The sequence below is a fragment of the Rhodococcus sp. OK519 genome (assembly GCF_003051005.1).
Lineage (GTDB): Bacteria > Actinomycetota > Actinomycetes > Mycobacteriales > Mycobacteriaceae > Prescottella.
The window spans coordinates 26,071-47,724 of sequence record NZ_QAOW01000010.1; the positions used below are offsets into that span (position 1 = coordinate 26,071).

At 69.1% G+C, this 21,654-nt stretch carries 4 protein-coding genes; 3 read left to right on the forward strand and 1 reads right to left on the reverse strand.

The features are described from left to right. Positions 1-82: 82 nt before the first annotated feature. Positions 83-358: a chorismate mutase gene (locus tag C8K36_RS21275; protein ID WP_107986707.1), complete on the reverse strand. Its 276-nt coding sequence runs from the start codon at positions 356-358 to the stop codon at positions 83-85. A gap of 103 nt (positions 359-461) precedes the next feature. On the opposite strand from C8K36_RS21275, the gene C8K36_RS21280 reads away from it, so the two are divergent. The 3 genes from C8K36_RS21280 to C8K36_RS21290 all read left to right on the forward strand — a co-directional run bounded on the left by C8K36_RS21280 (position 462) and on the right by C8K36_RS21290 (position 21,646). Continuing rightward, positions 462-1,004 (forward strand): MarR family winged helix-turn-helix transcriptional regulator, encoded by a 543-nt coding sequence (locus C8K36_RS21280; protein ID WP_107986709.1) that lies wholly within the window; start codon positions 462-464, stop codon positions 1,002-1,004. Then, on the forward strand, positions 997-2,790 hold the full coding sequence (locus tag C8K36_RS21285; protein ID WP_107987039.1) for an AMP-dependent synthetase/ligase: 1,794 nt from the start codon (positions 997-999) through the stop codon (positions 2,788-2,790). The genes C8K36_RS21280 and C8K36_RS21285 overlap by 8 nt, the downstream gene beginning before the upstream one ends. A gap of 232 nt (positions 2,791-3,022) precedes the next feature. Next, a complete protein-coding gene (locus C8K36_RS21290) occupies positions 3,023-21,646 on the forward strand; it encodes a non-ribosomal peptide synthase/polyketide synthase (protein WP_181319673.1) in 18,624 nt (6,207 codons plus the stop codon). The last annotated feature ends 8 nt before the right edge of the window (positions 21,647-21,654 follow it).

Below are 21,654 nucleotides of genomic sequence, written 5' to 3' on the forward strand. Positions count from 1 at the left end.
GATTGACACAACTGAGCCGCCTGCACCGGCGTGACCGAAGTCACGGGTGTGCGGGCGGCTCGGTGTGTGTTCGGGAGGTCGACTACCGCGCCGTCGCGGCGAGACGCGTGAGCATGCGGTCCAACACGGGTCCGTCGGACCCGAGGTCGTCGAAGGACGACGATCCGGTGCGGGGGGCGATCACGTCCACCGGGGCGAGGCTCCGGGCGAGGTCGCTGCGGCGCCTCACGGCTGCCATGATCAGGGCGTCCAGGTCGACGATCTCCTGCTCGAGGTGGTCGACCACGGCTGCTTCGGTTTCCCCGGTCGACATCGATCCGGATGCATGGACGGCGAACGCCTCGGTCTCAACGGACACATTGTCTCCTTCGGTCTCGTGCGCGCAGTGCCGCCGCTGCGACGCTGTCTCGTAGTTTGTCGCGGCAGCGCGCTACACGTTACTTCCGGTACGCAACCCGTGCATGACGCGAGGAGCGGCGTACAGTTGCACTGTGCAACACGAATCGCGAGGCGACGACGTCGCCGCCGTGCATGCCGAACTCGTCCAACTGGCGCGTGAACTGATCGCCGGCGGACGGGACGCGCAGGGCGGTCCGTCGTTCGCCCAGCATTCGGTGCTGTCCTTCGTGGCCCGCAATCCCGGGTGCCGGGCCACCGACATCTCCGATGCGTTCGGCGTCAACAGATCCACCGTGTCTCGACAGCTGCGCGGGTGTCTCGACTCGGGCTGGGTGCGCAGTGAGGTCGGCCCGCTCCGGGCCGGATATCCACTGCACCTGACCGATCAGGGCGCCGCCGTGCTCGCGGCCGCGGACCGGACGCGGCTGGACGAGGTTCGTGCCCGGGTGGACACCTGGTTGCCCACCGAGATCGCCCAGTTCGCGGACATCCTGCGCCGGTTCCGTGTTGCGCCCGTTGCGCCCGTTGCGCCCGTTGCGGCGGAAGCACCCGCCTTCGACCGAGATGACGCCTTCGACCGAGATGGAGATGACGCACATGCGTGAGTACGGCGCCGACGCCCGATTCACCGTCGGAGAGGACGAGTCGATCGTCCACACCGTGTTCGAGCACGCGCGGCGCAGTCCCGGGTTGGTGCTGTTCTCCCGGCCGATCGGTGACGAGTGGGTCGATGTCACCGCGGCCGAGTTCGCCGACCTCGTCACGGGCGTCGCGAAGGGTTTGGTGGCCGCCGGTGTGCAGTCCGGAGATCGTGTCGTGCTGCTCTCGCCCACCAGGTTCGAGTGGACGCTGTTCGACTTTGCGATCTGGGCGGCCGGCGCGGTGTCGGTGCCGATCTACGACTCGTCCTCGCCCGAGCAGATCGGTTGGATCGTGGAGGACTCCGGGGCGGTCCTGGCGATCGTCGAGCGTGCGAGTCACGCCGCAGGCTTCGCGGATGCCGGGCCGACGCTCACACGCGTGCTGCAGATCGAGGACCGGGCGGTCGAGAAACTGATCGCCGAGGGCGCCGGCCTCGACGACGACGTCGTCCACGGTCGGGTCGCCGCTGTGAGCGCCGACGACCTTGCGTCCCTGGTGTACACGTCCGGAACGACCGGGCGGCCCAAGGGCTGCATCCTCACGCACCGCAACTTTCTGTCCGAGGTACGCGGAATCCTCGTCGCATCGATCGGCGAGGTGGCGCAGCCCGGCAACCGCATGCTCACCTTCCTGCCCTTGGCGCACGTACTCGCGCGCGCCGTCTCGCTCGCGATGTTCGAGGCCGGTGGCACCCAGGCGCACTGGGCGAACTTCGGAACTGTCGCCGAACAGTTCGAGCGGTTTCGTCCCAACGTGATCCTCGGCGTTCCCCGGGTCTTCGAGAAGGTGCGCGACAGCGCGGCGCACACGGCTGCGAAGGCCGGACGCATCCCGCGGGCGGTCTTCGGATTCGCGGAGGCCACGGCCGTCGAGTACAGCGAATCCCTCGATGCCGGTGGGCCGTCCGCGCTGCTGAAGGCTCGGCACGCGGTGGCCGATCGGCTGGTGTTCCGGAAACTGCGCGCGGCGATGGGCAACGAGTGCTGGTGGGCCATCTCCGGTGGCGGGGCACTCATGCCGAGGCTCGGGCACTTCTTCCGCGGCGCGGGCATTCCGATCTTCGAGGGCTACGGCCTCACCGAGTCGACGGCCGCGCACTGCGTCAACGTGCCCGGAGCGCAGAAGATCGGAACGGTCGGCAGGCCCATGAGCGGCAACGCCGTGCGTATCGCACCGGACGGCGAGATCGAACTGGCGGGCGGCGTGGTATTCGGTGGCTACTGGCGCGACGCGCAAGCGACGGCGGACGTATTCGACGACGGCTGGATGCGGACGGGGGATCTGGGCGAACTCGACGACGATGGCTACCTGATCCTCACCGGCCGCAAGAAGGATCTGCTCGTGACCGCGGGCGGCAAGAACGTCTCTCCGGGCCCGCTCGAGGACCGACTCCGCTCAGATGTGCTGATCTCGCAGGCCGTGGTGGTGGGGGACGGCAGGCCGTTCATCGGGGCCCTGCTCACCCTCGATCCCGAACCGTTCGAGAACTGGAAGTCGGCGAACGGGAAGCCCGTCGCGGCCACCGTTGCCGAGATGGCCGATGACGCGGACCTGCGTGCGGCACTGCAAGCGGTTGTCGACGACGCCAATTCGACGGTCTCGCACGCCGAGGCGATCAAGCGGTTCGAGGTTTTGCCGCGAGATCTGAGCGAGGACGCGGGCGAACTCACCGCGACGCTCAAGATCAAGAGGAACGTGGTCTCCGAGCGTTTCGCAGACCAGATCGCCTCGATCTACGAGGGGCACTGAGCGCCCGCCCGAACTCATCCGGAAGACGAAGTCCGAACCGGTTGGTATACTAAGCCATACCGCGCAAATCGCCCAGTACGATCAATCGCGCTGAGCACACCGCCCTGACGCGCTATCGTCACGTCCGGCATTGGAGAAGTATCGCTCTTCGGTCGCCTGTGTCGTATCTCGAGGTGTGGCGTGAAGGGTCGTTGGGTTGGCGTCGGAACGGGTTTCTGCGAATTCGGTTTTCGTGGAATCGGATGAAACGAACAGTGGATCGATCGCGGACGGCGACGTCCTTCCCTTCTCCGCGGCCCAACGTGGAATCTGGTTCGCGCAGCATCTGATCGAGTCCGTGCCGATTGCGATCGCTCAGTACATCGAGATCGTTGGTGAACTGGAAGTCCATACCCTTTCGGCGGCCGCAGTCGCTGCGGCGCGGGAGCTGGGCACCGGAATGTTCCGGATCGTCGAGATCGACGGTGAGCCGTTCCAGCAGATCGACCTCTCGGTGAACACCCGGACCACGCACCTCGACTTCCGCGGCGCGGGCGATCCCGTTGCCGCGGCGCACGAATGGATGCGGCGCGAGTACAGCTCTCCCACCGATCTGCTCTCCGACAGGCTGTTCGAGTTCGCGACGTTGCGGATCGGGGACGCGCACTACTACTGGTACAACCGGATCCACCACATCGCGCTCGACGGTTTCGGCGCCATGACGTTCGTGAACCGGACTGCAGAGCGCTACACCACAGCGGTCACCGGCGAGAAACTCACGGACTGGAAGAACAGTGGTCCGCGGGAGATCGTCGAGGACGAGGCGCGGTACCGCACCTCGACTCGGTTCGAGACGGACCGTCGGTACTGGGCGGAGCGCACTCGCGATCTGCCGCACCCGATCAGCCTCGCCGGACGCTCTGCCGACGTCGGGCCGCATTCACTGCGGGTGACCGGTCCGCTGCCTGCGTCGGCCGAGTCGGCGATGCGGCAGATGCTGGCCGAGCACGACGGCATCACCTTTGCGGCGGTCGTGATCGCGGCGGTCGGCGCGTTCCTGTCCCGCCTCACCGGGGAGGACGATGTCGTCCTGAGTCTGCCCGTGACGGCCCGGACCACCGCGAAACTGCGACGTTCGGGCGGCATGGTCTCGAACGTCGTGCCGATCCGGCTCGACACCGGTGACGGCGTCAGTTGCGCGGAACTGTCACGCCGCGTCCAGGTGGAACTGACTGGCGTGCTGCGGCATCAGCGGTACCGGCACGAGGACATGCGACGTGATGCCGGGATGGGGGGCGGCCGCCGCGGGTTCTTCGGCCCGGCCGTGAACGTCATGATGTTCCACGACACGATTCGCCTGGGACACGACACCGGCCGACTCCATGTCCTCACGACCGGTCCGGTCGAGGATCTGTCCGTCAACATCTATCCGGCGGCGGCAGATGCAGGCGCGCACATCGACTTCGAGGCGAATCCCGACCTCTACGATCTCGACGATCTGACCTCGCATCACGATCGGTTCATCGAATTCCTCACGTACTTCGTCGAATCCGCGGGTTCGGCGGTGCACGACGTCGATGTCGTGCACGCCGACGAGCGGGCAGCACTGGTCCCGCTGCGGGGCCCGGCCGCGCGTGCACCGCAGCTACTGCCGGACCTTCTGTGTCGCGGCGTCCAGGGGCACCCCGGCAATGTCGCCGTGGCCTCGGCGTCCGGCGACGTCACCTATCGGGATCTCGACGCGACGTCCAGCCGGCTGGCTCGGCTGCTCATCGCAAGGGGCGCCGGTCCGGAATCCTTCGTCGCGATCGCGATGCCCCGATCGGCCGATGCGCTGGTCGCGGTGTGGGCCGTCGCGAAGACCGGTGCGGCGTTCGTGCCGATCGATCCGAGGCTCCCGGTCGACCGGATCGCTCACATGCTCGACGATTCGCGTGCCGGGATCGGACTTACCTGTGCGTCCGAACGTGCAGGGCTTCCCGACGACGGAACCGAGTGGATAGTCGTCGACGACGCGGTGACTTCCGTTGTCATCGAAGAATTCTCGCCCGAGATCGTCACCGACGCGGATCGTCTGTCGCCCGTCGGGATTGCGAACCCCGCCTACATGATCTACACGTCGGGCTCCACTGGACTGCCCAAGGGTGTGCTGGTGACCCACCAGGGCCTGTCGGTGTTCGAATCCGGAGCACGTCCGGAACTGGGCATCGGGCCGACTTCTCGGGTCCTGCGATTTTCGTCGGCAAGCTTCGACGCGTCGGTCTTCGAGATGATCCAGGCGTTCAGTGCCGGTGCGACCATGGTGGTCGCGCCTGCCGACATCCACGGCGGCGTCGAACTCGTGGATCTGCTGCGCGAACAGCGTGTCTCGCACATCATTTCGGCGCCCACGCTGATGAACACGGTCGACCCGCAAGGCTTGAGCGACCTCGAGGCCGTCGTCGTCGGCGGCGACGTGTGCACACCGGATCTCGTCGAGCGGTTCGGGGAGGTGTGCCGGTTCACCAACAGCTACGGCCCCACCGAGACGACCATCGTGATCACCGCGGGTGATCCGCTCCGACCCGGTGGCCCGATCACGATCGGCAGGCCGATCCAGGGCGCTGGCGCGCTCGTCCTCGACCGAAAGATGCGCCCGGTTCCCGTGGGCGTCGTCGGCGAGCTGTACCTCACCGGCCCCGGTCTGGCGCGCGGATACCATCGCCGCGGCGCGCTCAGCGCCGAGCGGTTCGTCGCAGACCCCTTCGGAACGCCCGGAACGCGCATGTACCGCACCGGCGACGAGGTCCGGTGGACGGCCGACCATCAGCTCGATTACGTGGGCCGGTCCGACTTCCAGGTCAAGATCCGCGGCTTCCGCATCGAACTCGGCGAGATCGATGCGGCGCTGCTCGGACAGGCCGGCGTGAACTTCGCCGCCACTGTCGCGCTTCAGCGCGCGTCGGGGCCCGTGCTGGTGTCCTACGTGCGGATGGACGCCGAGGTCGAATTCGACGCCGCCGCCCTCGTCGCGGGCGTAGCGCGCATCGTGCCGTCGCACATGGTGCCCGCCGCCGTCGTGCGCCTCGACCACGTTCCGGTGACCCCCGCCGGCAAACTCGATCGTCGAGCGCTGCCTGTTCCCGAGTTCGGGAGCGCCGCCGCCGAGTTCCGCGCGCCGTCGACACCGGCCGAGCAGACGATCGCGGCGATCGTCGCGGAGGTGCTCGGGCTCGAGCGCGTCGGAGCGAACGACTCGTTGTTCGCACTCGGCGGCGACAGCATCGTGGCGATGCAGATGGTCTCCCGTGCCCGCGCCGCAGGTCTGGCGTTCACCGCACGAGAAGTCTTCGAGCACAAGACAGTAGCTGCCATTGCTCGGGTCGCGGCGCCCGTCGAGGGCGGGTCGCCGGGGCGGATCGAGGAACTGCCGGGCGGCGGTGTGGGGCCGATCGTACCGACGCCGATCGTGTACGAGATGGTCGGACGCGGCCCGTTCGACGACTTCCACCAGTCGGTCCTGCTGACGCTGCCCGTCGGCGACGTCGACGAACAACGACTGTCTGCCACGCTCGGTGCGATCCTCGACCACCACGACGTTCTCCGCAGCCGCCTCGGTTCGGATACAGCAGGGGAGCCGACGCTGCGCGTGGACGCGCCCGGCAGCCTCGACGCGGCCGATCTCGTTTCCCGTGTCGCGGTGTCGTCCGTGCCGGGAACCCGCGCCTTCGACTCCGCAGTGATCGACGAATGTGACCGTGCTGCAGCACGGCTCGATCCGCAGGCCGGCGTCATGATGCAGGTCGTCTGGCTCGACGGCGGCGATCGGGGCGGACGCCTGCTCGTCGTCGCACACCACCTCGTCGTCGACGGCGTCTCGTGGCGGGTCCTCGTGCCGGACCTGGCAGTGGCATGGGCGCAGATCGCCGCCGGTAGCGAGGTTCTGCTTCCCGCCGTCGGCACGTCGTTGCGGCGTTGGGCCCACGGACTTCGCGACACCGTCGGCGCCGGAACGTATCGCCCCGAACTGGACAGGTGGCGCGAGATCCTGTCCGGCCCCGATCCGCTCGTCGGCTCGCGACCGCTCGATTCGGGCGTGGACACTGTCGCCACGACCGCCCGTGTCCACGTGGAGATCTCTGCGGCGGTGACGGATACGGTCCTCGGGCGTCTGCCCGACGTGTTCGGGTGCGGCGCCGCCGACGGCCTGCTGGCGGCGCTGACGATGGCGATCGTGCACTGGCGGCACGAGCACGGCCATCCGGAGCGGTCGGTGCTCCTCACGCTCGAGGGCCACGGCCGTGAGGAGGGCGCAGTCCCCGGAGCGGATCTGGCTCGCACGGTCGGCTGGTTCACCAGCGCCTTCCCTGCACGGTTCACGCTTCCGGATGCAGATCTCGGCGACGCATTCGCCGGGGGACCCGACGCGGGAGCGGTGATCAAGGCGGTCAAGGAACAGGCACTTGCCGTGCCCAGCCGCGGCATCGGCTTCGGCGTGTTGCGTCACCTCGACCCCGCGACGCGGGACGAGCTCGCAGCGCTGCCGCGTCCGCAGATCAGCTTCAACTATTTGGGACGACTCGGTGTCGGGGCGTCGGTCGACCCGGGTGTCGGCTGGCTGCCGGACCCGGCCGCCCCGGATCTCTTGGCCCGCAGCGGGTCCGCGATGGCAGTGGCCGCCGCGATCGACATCAACGCAATGGTCACCGACGGCCCCGAAGGCCCACGGTTGACGGCAACATTCGGCTTCCCTGCCGGGGTGCTCGGCGGCGCCGACGTGGCCGAGCTTGCCGATGTGTGGCGCCGTGCGCTCGAGGCGCTCGCAGCACATGCCGAGCTACCGGGTGCCGGTGGACTCACCCCATCGGATCTCCCTCTGGTCACGCTGTCGCAGAACGAGATCGAACGTTGGGAGCACCGATATCCAGGGGTCCGCGACGTGTGGTCGCTGTCGCCGCTGCAGTCGGGTCTGCTGTTCCACAGCGGCCTCGTCGCGGACGGGCTCGACGTGTACACCGCCCAGCTCCGCGTGAACCTCGCCGGGCGCGTCGACTCTGCCCGGCTCCGGTCCGCGCTCGCCGGGATCGTCGAGCGGCACGCGAACCTGCGCACGGCGTTCGTCTACGACGACAACGGCATCCCCGCGCAGGTGGTCGTCGAACATGTGGACGTCCCGTGGCACGAGGTCGATCTACGCGACGCGTCGGATGCCGATCAGGAGCTGTCGCAGCTTCTCGATGCCGACCGGCACGCGCGATTCGAGCTGGACCGTCCGCCGCTGTTGCGCGGCACCCTGGTGCGGCTCACCGAGTCGGAGTACGTACTCGCCCTGACGAACCACCACATCGTGCTCGACGGCTGGTCGATGCCGCTGCTCGTGCGCGAACTCCTGGTTCGCTACACGGCGGGCGACGGCGCCGCGCTGCCAGAGCCGCGGCCGTACCGCGACTTCCTCCACTGGCTTGCCGGTCGCGACGCGGAGGTGTCCCGTCGGGCATGGCAGACCGCGCTCGACGGTCTGGCCGAACCCGCGCTGCTGGCGGGCACCGACCGCGGCGGCGAAGCGGACGGGGTGCCGGCCGAAGTCGACGTCACGGGGACGGACTCATTGATCGGCGCGGTGGCCGACCTCGCGCATTCGCTCGGTATCACCGCCAACACCGTGGTTCAGGCAGCATGGGGAATTCTGCTGTCGAGCATGATGTCCCGATCCGATGTCGTGTTCGGCGCCACCGTCTCCGGGCGGCCGCCCCAACTGTCCGGGGTCGAGGACACGCTCGGCCTGTTCATCAACACGATTCCGGTGCGGGTTCGCACGGACGCCGCGGAAACCGTCGAGGCCATGCTGTCCCGACTGCAGGGGGAGCAGGCAGAGCTGCTCGATCACCACCATGTCGGTCTGGCTGGCATCCAGGCGGCGGCGGGACTCGGCGCACTGTTCGACACCCTGACCGTCTTCGAGTCGTACCCGATCGAACGCGCCGGGCTCGACGAGGACACCGATTTCGCGGGCATGCGCGTGTGCGGCGTGCAGGGCTTGGACGCGACGCACTTCCCGATCACGCTGATGACGTTGCCGGACATGCGGATGACGCTGCGCTATCAGCCGTCGGCATTCACACCCGCCGAGGCCACCGCCCTGGCCGGCCGGTTGGTACGGATCCTCGACGCAATCGTTGCGGACCCGGCACAGCCGGTGGGGGATATCGACGTCCTGACCCCCGCCGAGCACCTCGCGGTGGTCGAGACGTGGAACGCGACGCAGCATCCGGTTCCCGCGTCGACCCTGCCTGAACTGTTCGGAGCGCAGGTCGCGCGTACCCCCGATGCACCCGCCGTCTCCTACGGCGACGCGACGCTGTCCTACGCGGATTTCGACGCGCGCGTGAACCGGCTCGCTCGGTACCTCGTCGAAGCGGGCGTCGGTCCCGGGACGGCGGTGGGCATCGGGATGGACCGTTCGATCGACCTACTCGTGTCCGTCCACGCCGTCGTCACGGCAGGCGGCGCGTACGTACCGATCGACCCGACCCAGCCCGCGGACCGCATCGAGTACGTCATCGAGCAGGCCGAACCTGCTCTGGTGCTGACAGATTCGGTGAATCGGCGGCTGTTGCCGGGCGTGGCCCCGGTGGTGTCTCTGGACGCGGTCGACCTCGATCGGTTCGGCTCCGCGCCGCTGACGTCGAGCGACCGTCTGGGCACACCGCAACCACTCGACACCGCCTATGTGATCTTCACGTCGGGCTCCACGGGCCGTCCCAAGGGCGTCGCGGTCCCGCACTCCGGCATCGTGAACCGACTGTTGTGGATGCAGGACAGCTACACGCTGGACTCGTCCGACGTGGTGCTGCAGAAGACGCCCGTCACCTTCGACGTGTCGGTGTGGGAACTGTTCTGGCCGTTGCAGGTCGGCGCGCACCTCGTGATCGCCGAGCCGGACGGGCACCGGGACCCCGGCTATCTCGAGCAGGTGGTCCGCGACCACGGCGTCACCACCATCCATTTCGTCCCGTCGATGCTCGACGCGTTCCTCACCGGTGCGGACCTCGGTCGGTGCACGTCACTGCGGCGGATCTTCACCAGCGGTGAGGCTCTGCAACGGGGCACCGTCACGCGTGTGCACGAGTACGCCGACGTCGAACTGCACAACCTGTACGGGCCCACCGAGGCGTCGGTCGATGTGACGTACCACCGCACCGGTCCCGCCGACATCACGGTGCCGATCGGTGCTCCGGTGTGGAACACCGCCCTCTACGTGCTCGACTCGCGGCTGCGTCCGGTTCCGGTAGGCGTCGAGGGTGAGCTGTATCTGGCGGGCGCCCAGTTGGCGCGGGGATACGTGGGGCAGCCGGATCTGACCGCCGGCCGCTTCGTCGCCTGCCCACACGGCCCGGCCGGCGAGCGGATGTACCGCACCGGAGATCTGGTGCGGTGGACCGCCACCGGGGAACTCGAGTACATCGGCCGGACCGATTTCCAGGTGAAGTTGCGCGGACAGCGCATCGAACTCGGCGAGATCGAGGCCGCGCTGCTCGATCGGCCGGGCGTGGCCCAGGCCGTCGCGCTGCTGCTCGTGCACGAGATCGCGGGTGAGTACCTCGCGGGATACGTGGTGCCGCACGCCGGGGCCCAGCCAGCCGAGTCCGAGTTGCTGGACGCGCTCGGATCGGTTCTGCCCCGCTACATGGTGCCGACAGCCGTCGTCGTACTCGATGCGTTCCCCGTCACCGCGAACGGCAAGCTCGATCGCCGCGCGCTCCCCGCCCCGGAGTTCGCCAGCACCGCCGAGTATGCAGCGGCCACCACGCCCACCGAGTTCGCGATGGTCGACGTGTTCGGCGAGGTCCTCGGGCCCGAGTCGCCGATCGGCGTGTACGACAGCTTCTTCGACCTCGGTGGCAATTCGCTCGTCGCGACGCGGTTGCTCGCGCGCATCAACGCCGAGTTCGGTGTCCAACTCGGGGTGCGCGAACTGTTCGACGCCCCCACGGTCCGGGGGCTCGCCTCCGTCGTCGACGCGGCCTCCGCGGACGGGGTCCGCCCCGCTCTGGAATCCATGCCACGCCCCGCACGTATCCCGCTGTCGCCGGCACAGTCCAGAATGTGGTTCCTCAACCGGTTCGATCCGGGTTCCGGGGCATACAACGTGGCGGTCGCGTTGCGCCTGACCGGTGCTCTCGACCGTGACGCACTCGCCGCCGCGATCGCCGACATCGTCGATCGGCACGAACCGCTGCGTACGGTGTACCCGGACTCGGCCGACGGCCCGTTCCAGCGGATCCTCTCGACCGGAGAGGCGCTCGACGAACTGGCGCTCGATGAACTCGGTGCGGAGGAGGCCGGCCACGCGGACCTGGCAGCGCGCATCCGAGCGGCAGTGTCCGCGGGATTCGACGTCACCGCGGAGATCCCGATCGAGGTGACGCTCTTGAAGGACGCCGAGAGCGCAGACGGCCACGTGCTGGTCGTCGTCGTCCACCACATCAGCATCGACGGTTGGTCGATGAGCGTGCTCGCCTCCGACCTCGTGTTGGCGTATTCCGCGCGGGTCCGCGGCGGTGCGCCGACGTGGGAGCCGCTGCCGGTGCAGTACGCGGACTACGCGCTGTGGAAGCGGCGCGTGCTCGGCGCCGACGAGGATCCGACATCGCTGGCGGGCAAGCAGATTGCCTATTGGTCGGCCGAACTGGCCGGTGCTCCCGAGATGCTCGAGTTGCCCACCGACCGGAGCCGTCCCGCCACCCCGGGCTACTCCGGTGCCGTCGTCGACACCACGATCGAGGCCAACGTCTACGACGCGGTCCGTGCGCTCGCGCGTCGAGCCGACGCGACACCGTTCATGGTCCTGCACTCCGCGCTCGCGGTCCTGCTCGCGCGGCTGAGCGGTACCGACGACGTCTCGATCGGCACCCCTGTCGCCGGCCGAGGTGAACGGGAACTCGACGACGTGGTCGGCATGTTCGTCAACACCCTCGTGTTGCGCACCGAGATCGATCCGGCGATGTCGTTCGCGGACCTGCTCGCCGAGGTCCGCCGCACCGATCTCGCGGCCTACGCCCATGCGGACGTGCCCTTCGAGCAGTTGGTCGAGGTCATCAGCCCGGCTCGGTCGACGGCGCACCATCCCCTGTTCCAAGTGGTGCTGGCGTACGAGGGCCCGAGGGCGCGGTCGATTGCGCTTCCCGACGTCGAAATCGCCTCGGAGGAGCTCGATTTCGGGATCGCCAAGTTCGACCTGCAGGTGGAGGTGGCCGAGCAGATCGGTGCGGATGCCCGGGTGACGTTCACCTACGCGTGCGACCTGTTCGACGCCGCGACCGTGCGCCGGTTCGCGGAGCGCTTCGTGCGATTGCTCGCAGCGGCAGTGGCCGCCCCGACCGTGCCGGTCGGCGACCTCGACGTCCTCGACGCCGGCGAGCGGGCGGTTCTCGTCGCGGCCTCCGACACGGTCCCGGTGCGCCTGCTGCCGGACATTCTCGCCGGCGCCGTCGTCGATCGTGCCTCCATCGCGCTCGTCCACGGCGACACGGTCCTGACCTACGGCGACCTCGACGATTGTTCGAACCGTCTGGCGCGGGCGCTGATCGGGCGGGGCGTCGGACCCGAATCGTTCGTCGCGCTGGCACTGGCGCGGTCGGTCGAGTCGGTGTGCGCGGTGTGGGCCGTCGCGAAGACGGGGGCGGCCTTCGTGCCCGTCGACCCGACGTACCCGACGGAGCGGATCGCTCACATGCTCGCCGACTCTGGCGCGCGCGTAGGTATCACCATCTCCGATCAGCTCGACGGTCTGGCCGCCACGGTGGACTGGGTTGCCCTGGGCGCGCTGTCGTCGGACCTGTCCGCGGCCCCGATCACTGCTGACGAGCGTTCGGGGCCGCTCCGCCCGGAGAGCCCGGCGTACATGATCTACACGTCGGGCTCGACCGGTGTGCCCAAGGGCGTCGTGGTCACACATGTCGGCCTGGCCGCGTTCGTCGCCGAACAGCAGCGGCACTACCGAGTCGATTCGCGATCGCGGACACTGCATTTCGCGTCACCGAGCTTCGACGCCTCGATCCTCGAGCTACTCATGGCATTCGGGGGAGCGGCGACGGCCGTCGTGGTACCGATCGGGGTGTACGGCGGCGACGAACTCGCGGCGATCCTGCGCGCCGAGCGGGTGACACATGCGTTCGTCACACCCGGAGCGCTGGCGACCGTCGATCCGACAGGACTCGCCGACCTGGGCGTCGTCGTGGTCGGCGGCGACGCGTGCGACGGTGCGCTGGTGCAGCGCTGGGCCCCGGGGCGGCGGATGTTCAACGCCTACGGCCCCACCGAGTCGACGATCATGGCGACCCACCACGGTCCCATGGCCCCGGGCGAGGACGTCCTCATCGGAGGGCCGGTGCTGGGCACCGCGGTGCGGGTACTCGACCGGCGCCTGCACCCCGTCCCAGTGGGCGTGGCCGGTGAACTGTACGTGACGGGCCAGGGTCTGGCGCGCGGTTACCATCGCCGCGTCGCGCTGACCGCCGAGCGATTCGTCGCCGACCCGTATGCGGACGGCGGACGGAGGATGTACCGCACCGGCGATCTCGTGCGCCGGACGGCGACGGGGGAACTCGAGTTTCTGGGCCGCACCGACTTCCAGGTCAAGGTTCGTGGTCACCGCATCGAACTGCGCGAGGTGGATTCGGTTCTCACGTCGCATCGCTCGGTCGAGGTGGCCGTGACGGTGGGGCATCGCGGGGGCGGCGCAGACGCGCTCGTCTCGTACGTCGTGCCGACGCCCGGGCAATCCGTGGACCCGCACGAGGTGGTCGTGCACGCACGAGGCCGGCTCCCGGAATACATGGTCCCGTCGGTGGTCACCGTCATCGACGCGTTGCCGCTCACTCCGTCGGGCAAGCTCGACAGCCGGGCCTTGCCGGCACCGGTGTTCCCGACCCGTGAATTCGTCCAGCCGCGTACCCGGACCGAGGTGATCGTCGCGGACGTATTCGCCGACGTGCTCGGAATCGTCGGGGTGGGTGCGGAGGACGACTTCTTCGATCTCGGCGGTAACTCTCTCAGCGCCACCCGCGTCATCGCTCGTGTGAACGAGTTGCGCCGCACCAGGGTCGGCGTGAAGGAGCTGTTCGACGCCCCGACCGTCGCGGCGCTGGCGGCCCGCCTCGATCACACGCGACCGCAGGACGACCGACCCGCACTGGTGGCCGGCCCGCGCCCGGCGCAGCTGCCGCTCTCGCCCGCGCAGCAGCGCATGTGGTTCCTCAACCAGTTCGATCCCGCGTCGCCCGCCTACAACATCCCACTCGTGGTCCGACTGGCCGGCGCGCTCGACGTTTCGGCGCTGCAAGCCGCCATCGGCGACGTGCTGGTGCGGCACGAGTCGTTGCGCACGCGGTTCCCGCAGTCCGACGGCGGCCCGCATCAGGTGATCGTGCCCGCCGACGAGGTGATCCTCGACCTGGATCCGGTGACGGTGCCGGGGGAGGACGCGCTGCGGACGGCGATCGCGGACGAACTCGCGGGCGGCTTCGATGTCACGGCCGCCGTCCCGGTGCGCGGGCGGCTCCTGAGGATCGCCGACGACGTCGTGCTCGTCCTCGTCGTGCATCACATCAGCGCGGACGGCGTCTCGACGCTCCCGCTCGCGCGTGACGTGATGGCCGCGTACACCGCGCGTGCCGCGGGTCTGGAACCGTCGTGGACGCCGCTCGCGGTGCAGTACGCGGACTTCGCGCTGTGGCAGCGGCGGCTTCTCGGCGACGGCGCCGATCCCCGTTCGCTCGCAACGCAACAACTCGGCTACTGGAAGGACCGTCTCGACGGCGCTCCCGCGGTACTCGACCTGCCGCTGGATCGGCCGCGCCCGGCAGTCGCGTCGTATCGCGCTGAACGCGTGGACTTCACCATCGACGCCGTCACTGCCCGCCGACTCCAGGCCCTGGCGGCCGCGCACGCCACGACCCTGTTCATGGTGCTGCACGCGGGGCTTGCCGCGGTACTCGCACGGCTAGGCGCAACCTCCGACGTAACGGTGGGTACCCCGATCGCCGGACGCGGCGAGCGCGCGCTCGACGACCTCGTCGGCATGTTCGCGGGCACACTCGTGCTGCGCACCGAAGTCGATCCGGCCGAGCCGTGGGATCGGCTGCTCCGCCAGGTCCGTTCGGTCGATCTCGCGGCCTTCGCGCACTCGGACGTGCCGTTCGAGAGCGTCGTCGAGGTCGTCGATCCGCCACGATCGCAGGCGTACGCGCCGCTGTTCCAGGTGGCGCTGTCGTTGCAGAACCACGGCCGGGCCGTCCTCGAGCTTCCCGGTGTGACGGTCACCGTGGTCGACCCCCACGCAGATGTCGCGAAGTTCGACCTCGAGTTCACGCTCCGATCCGCGCCGTCCGAGGAACTGCTCGGCTCGCTGACCTTCGCGACGGATCTCTTCGATTCGGAGACCGCCGCCGCGATCGCGGACAAGCTGGTGCGGGTGCTCACGCACGTCGCGTCCGATCCGTCCGTCCCGGTCGGTGACATCGACCTGCTGGACGAGCGCGATCGAGCGCTCGCCGCGGTCGATCCGGTGCCGGTGTCGGCTCCCGCGCGGACGATGGCCGAGATCCTCACCGCCGGTGCGGCGTCGCACCCGGCCGCGACTGCCGTCCGCGGCGACGGCGTCGACCTCACCTACGCCGAGCTCGACCGGCGGTCGAATCGTCTGGCCCGGTTGCTGATCGAGCGGAAGGTCGGCCGCGAGCGGTTTGTCGCGCTGTCGTTCCCGCGGTCCGTCGATTCGATCGTCGCGATGTGGGCGGTGGTCAAGACCGGTGCCGCCTTCGTCCCGGTGGATCCGGCCCATCCCGCGGACCGGATCCGGCACATGCTCGCCGACTCCGGTGCCGACATCGGACTCGCGTCCGCCAGTGTGGTCGACACGCTGCCCACGTCGACGAAGTGGCTCGTGCTCGATTCCGCTGCACTCGAGGACCACTGCGCGGCGTTCTCGGACGGGCCCGTGAGCGACGTCGACCGCGGCGGCCCGATCGCACCGACCAACGCGGCGTACATGATCTACACGTCGGGCTCCACCGGCCTGCCCAAGGGCGTCGTCGTCGAGCACACGGGCCTGTCCTCGTTCAGCGCCGAGACGAGGACCGAGTTGGCCCTGACCCGGCACTCGCGGGTGCTGCGGTTCTCGTCGTCGAGCTTCGACGCATCGGTGTTCGAGATGCTCGCGGGCTTCAGCGCGGGCGCCACCCTCGTCGTCGTGCCACCGGGGGTGATCGGCGGACACGAACTTGCCGACGTGATCCGGGACGAGCGGGTCACGCACATCCTCACCGCACCGGCCGCGCTCGGCACGGTCGACGTCGACGGCCTCGACTCCCTCGAATCGGTGATCGTCGGCGGCGACGTGTGCCCGCCCGAGCTGGTCGAACGGTTCGCTCCGGGACGGCGATTCTTCAACAGCTACGGGCCCACCGAGACGACGATCATCATCACGATGACCGATCCGCTGTCGGCGGGCGAACGGATCACGATCGGCACGCCCATCGCGGGTGCTCGCGCGGCGATCCTCGACGCCCGCCTGCGCCCGATTCCGGCCGGCGTCATCGGTGAGCTGTATCTGTCGGGGCCGGGCGTCGCGCGCGGCTACCACCGGCGCGCGGGCCTGACGGCGTCGCGGTTCGTCGCGGGGCCCGGCGGTGAGCGTCTTTATCGCACCGGGGACCTGGTCCGGCGCACGCGCGACGGGTTGATCGACTTCGTAGGCCGACTCGACTCACAGGTCCAGTTGCGTGGCCTGCGGATCGAACTCGGAGAGATCGAGGCGGCACTCGCGGGATACGAGGGTGTCGCGCAGTCGGTGGCGGTGCTGCACAGTGACGGTCGTACCGGCGATCACCTCGTCGGCTATGTGGTGCCCGAGCCCGGCGTGGATCTCGATCCGGACGCACTGCGTGAGCAGGTCGCGGAATCGCTTCCCACGTACATGGTTCCGACCCGCATCCTCGTGCTCGACCTGCTGCCGGTGACTGCGGGCGGCAAGCTCGACCGCAGGGCACTGCCGGTGCCCGAGTTCGTCTCGACTCGGGAGTTCCGGGGTGCGTCGAATCCGGCGGAGGAGCAAGTCGTCGGAGTGTTCTCGGACCTGCTCGGACTGGCCCGAGTATCCGTGGACGACAGCTTCTTCGATCTCGGTGGCAATTCGCTGCTCGCAACCCGGCTGATCGCGCGGGTCAATGCGGTACTCGGTGCCGGACTGGGGATCCGGGAATTGTTCGAGTACCCGTCGGTGTCGGCGCTCGCGGCCCGCGCCGAATCGGCTCGGGGCACGGCCGGCCCCGAACTGGGCGCCATCGCCCGGCCCGACCGGATCCCGCTCTCGCCGGCCCAGCAGCGCATGTGGTTCCTCAACAGATTCGATCCGACGTCGGCCGCCGAGAACATCCCCATGGCGCTGCGACTGAACGGCGTCGTCGACGTCGCCGCGCTCCACGCGGCGATCGTGGCAACCGTGGAGCGGCACGAGGCGCTGCGGACGGTGTACCCCGATTCGTCGGAGGGGCCCCGCCAGGTGATCGTTTCTGCCGCGCAGGTGGTTCCGGCGTTCGATCCGATCGCTGTCGACGCAGACTCGATTCTGCCGACGGTGGCGGGACTGGCAGGCGCCGGATTCGACGTCACCATCGAGGTGCCGCTACGGGTGGCCCTTCTGCGGGTCGGGGCCGACGACCATGTGCTGGTGCTGGTCGTGCACCACATCGCCGCCGACGGTTTCTCCGTCGCGCCGCTCGCGCGGGATGTGATGGTCGCGTACGCGTCGTGCCGGCAGGGGCTCGAGCCGTCGTGGTCACCGCTGCCGGTCCAGTACGCGGACTACAGCCTGTGGCAGCGCGCGACACTCGGCGACGAGTCCGACGCCGAATCCGTCGCCTCCCGCCAGATCACTTACTGGGCAGACACACTCGCGGACCTTCCTGATCAGCTGGACCTACCGACGGATCGACCGCGGCCCGCCGTGCAGTCGTATCGCGGTCGGACCCATGCGTTCACGCTCGACGCATCGCTGCACCGCGCGTTGCTCAGCCTCGCGCGCAGGCAGGGATCGACGCTGTTCATGGTCGTGCACGCCGCGTTCGCTGCCCTGCTCGGCAGGCTCAGCGGTACCTCCGACATCACGATCGGTACGCCGATCGCCGGTCGCGGTGCACAAGCGCTCGACGACCTGGTGGGCATGTTCGTCAACACCCTCGCGCTGCGGACACAGGTGGACACCGGCGCCACGTTCGCAGACCTGCTGGAGCAGGTGCGGAGCACCGACCTGTCCGCGTTCGCCCACGCGGACGTGCCCTTCGAGCGGGTTGTCGAGGTGCTCGATCCGGAGCGTTCCACCGCGCGTCATCCGCTCTTCCAGGTGGCGCTGTCGCTGCAGAACTTGGCCCGCACCAGCTTCGAACTGCCGGGTCTCGAGATCGCGGCGGTCGATTCGGGATTCGAACCGGCGAAGTTCGATCTGCATCTGACGCTCGTCGACCATCACGACGACGACGGTGCGCCCGGCGACATCGCCGCGTCGTTCACGTACGCGTCGGATCTGTTCGACGACGCGACCATCGCGCGGTTCGCGCGCAGATTCGAGCGTCTGCTGCGCGGTGTCGTCGCGAACCGTCGGGTCGTGGTCGGGGACATCGACCTGCAGGGCGAGGCCGAGCGGCGCGCGGTGCTGGTCGATTGGAACGACACCCGGCACGATGTCCCGGCGGCGACGCTGCCCGAGCTGTTCGCCGAGCGTGTGCGGGAAAGTCCCGACGCGGTGGCCGTCGTGCTCGACGAACGCGAACTCACGTACGCCGAGTTCGACGCGCGCATCAACCGCCTCGCCCGCGAGCTCATCGCACAGGGCGTGGGCCCGGAGTCGCGGGTGGCACTCGCGATCCGACGTTCGCTGGACCTGCTCGTCGCGATGTATGCGGTGGCGAAGTCCGGTGGCGCGTACGTGCCGATCGACCTGGATCATCCCGCCGAACGGACGCAGTACGTCCTCGCCTCGGCGGCGCCTGCCGTCGTCCTCACCACGAGCGGTGAGCGCGTGTCGGTGCCCGAGTCCGCTGTCCGCATCGATGTCGACACGGTCGATCTCGATGCTCATTCTTCTGATCCGATCGCTGACGAGGAACGACGTACGACGCTGCGACCGGAGAACACGGCGTACGTGATCTACACGTCGGGCTCGACCGGTCGGCCCAAGGGCGTCGCCGTCCCGCACGCTGCGATCGCCAACCAGTTGTTGTGGAAGCAGGCGCGTTTCGCGCTCGACGACACCGACGCGGTGCTGCTGCGCACCGCGGCGACCTTCGACCTGTCGGTGTGGGAATTCTGGTGGGCACTCACCGCCGGAGCCCGGCTCGTCGTCGCGAAGGCCGGCGGTGAACGGGACCCGGACTATCTGGCGGGACTGATCCGCGACAGTCGGGTCACCACGGTCCACTTCGTGCCCTCGCTACTGACCGCGTTCCTGGCGGCGGCGAACCGCGAACAGCTCACGACGCTGCGCCGGGTGATCTGCATCGGCGAGGCGCTGCCGGGCGAGGCAGTTCGCCGGTTCGCCGACGTCAGCGATGCCGCGGTCTACAACCTGTACGGGCCGACCGAGGCCGCGGTGAGCGCCACGCATCACGAGTGTCGTCTCGACGACGGGCCGTCCGTGCCGATCGGCCTGCCCGAGTGGAACACCCGTGTGTATGTGCTCGATGCGCGCCTGCGCCCGGTTCCGGTCGGGGTTCCCGGCGAGTTGTACCTGGCGGGCAACCAGCTCGCGCGGGGGTACGTCGGACGCGCCGACCTCACGTCGGACCGTTTCGTGGCGGACCCGTTCGGCGGCGCCGGGGCCCGGATGTACCGCACCGGCGACCTCGTCCGCTGGCTGCCGCGCGGATCCGCTGCCACCCTGGACTATCTGGGACGCACCGATTTCCAGGTGAAGCTGCGCGGGTTCCGGATCGAACTCGGCGAGATCGAGGCGGCACTGTCCGCGCACCCCGACATCGACCGGTCGGTCGTGACAGTGCACCGGGCGTCCGGCGGCAGCGAGCATCTGGTCGGCTATGCGGTGCCGCGCGCCGGTAGGACCCCGGAGGTCGCTGCGTTGCTTCCATTCGTCGCCGAACGGGTGCCGGGCTACATGGTTCCCGCGACGGTCGTCCTGCTCGACGCACTGCCACTCGGTGTGACGGGCAAGCTGGATCGGCGAGCGCTGCCCGCGCCGGAGTTCTCGAGCACCAACGACTTCCGTGAGCCAGTCTCCGCTACCGAGGAGATCGTCGCGGGAATCTTTGCCGATCTGACCGACCGCCAGCGGGTGGGCGCAGACGACAGCTTCTTCGACATCGGTGGCAACTCGCTGTCCGCGACGCGCGCCACCGCCCGCATCAACGACGCGTTCGGGACCGCGCTGACGGTCCGCGAGTTCTTCGAGGCCGCGACCGTGTCGGCACTCGCGGAAAGCCTCGTCGCCCAGGCGGGCAGCGACCGTGCCCGCCTGACCGCGACCGAGCGTCCCGCGCGGATTCCGTTGGCGCCGGCGCAGGAGCGGATCTGGGTCGCCAATCAGCGGACGCGAAACGGCGAGTGGAACGTTCCGTTCGCGCTCCGGCTGCGCGGCGCGGTCGATGTCCAGATGCTCGGGGCGGCGGCGGGCGACGTCGTGGCCCGCCACGAGGCGCTGCGAACGCTGTACCCGGACACCGCCGACGGCCCAGTGCAGGTCATCGTGCCGGCCGCGGACGCCGTGCCGCGGATCGAGTGCGTTCCCGCGGAGGGCGATCTCCTCGACAGCGAGCTCACCGCGTTCCTGTGGGGCGACTTCGACGTTGCGGCCGATCTGCCGCTGCGGATGCGGCTGTTCCGGTCGGGCCCGGATGACCACGTGCTCGCGGTCGTGGTTCACCACATCGCCGCCGATGGATTCAGCGTCGCGCCGCTGACGCGTGATGTCGTCGTCGCATACGCCGCTCGCGCTGCGGGTGTGGCGCCCCAGTGGGATCCGCTTCCGGTGCAGTACGCCGACTACACGGCGTGGAAACATGCTCTGCTCGGAGACTTCGACGATCCGGCCGGTGAGGCATATCGCCAGCTCGCCTACTGGACCCGGACGCTGGCGGATCGACCCGAACTGCTCGATTTCCCGACGGATCGGCCCCGTCCGGCCGTGCGCTCGACCGTGGGAGCGGTCATGCCCGTCCACCTGGATGCCGGTACCCACGCGGCGCTGGTGGCGCTCGCACGGGCTTGTGGAGCGAGCCTGTTCATCGTGCTGCAGGCGGCGTTCGCGTTGTCCGTCAGCCGGTTCGCAAACGAGAAGGACGTGACCGTCGCGACCTCTATCGCAGGTCGCGGGGAGCCGGAACTCGAGGATCTGATCGGCAACTTCTCCGACGACGTCCTCATGAGAGTCGTCGTGGACGAGGGAGATTCGGTGGCCGGTCTCATCTCGGCGGTCCGGACGGCGGCGCTCGGCGCGTACGCGCATCCGGACGTGTCGAACCCCCGCCTCGAACGGGCGCTGGGCCTGGATGCCGACGTGCCCTGGAATCCGTTGTTCCAGGCGACACTGATCCTCCAGCGGGCCGGGTCGGGCCTCGGGGCGCAATTCCCGGGACTGTCGATCGAGGCGCATCAGGTGCCCACGATCGTCGCGAAGCACGAACTCGAGTTCAGCCTCAACGATCACTACGACACGGACGGCGCGCCGATGGGCGTCAGCGGTGGTTTGCTGTACCAGACGGCGCTGTTCGACGATTCGACGGCGAAGCGCGTAGTCGATGGATTCCTGGCAGTGCTGGAGGACATGGCGTCGTCGCCCGCTATGCCGGTGAACAATCTGGGACGTGCCGTTTCGGGCGGCGAGTGAGGATCGGG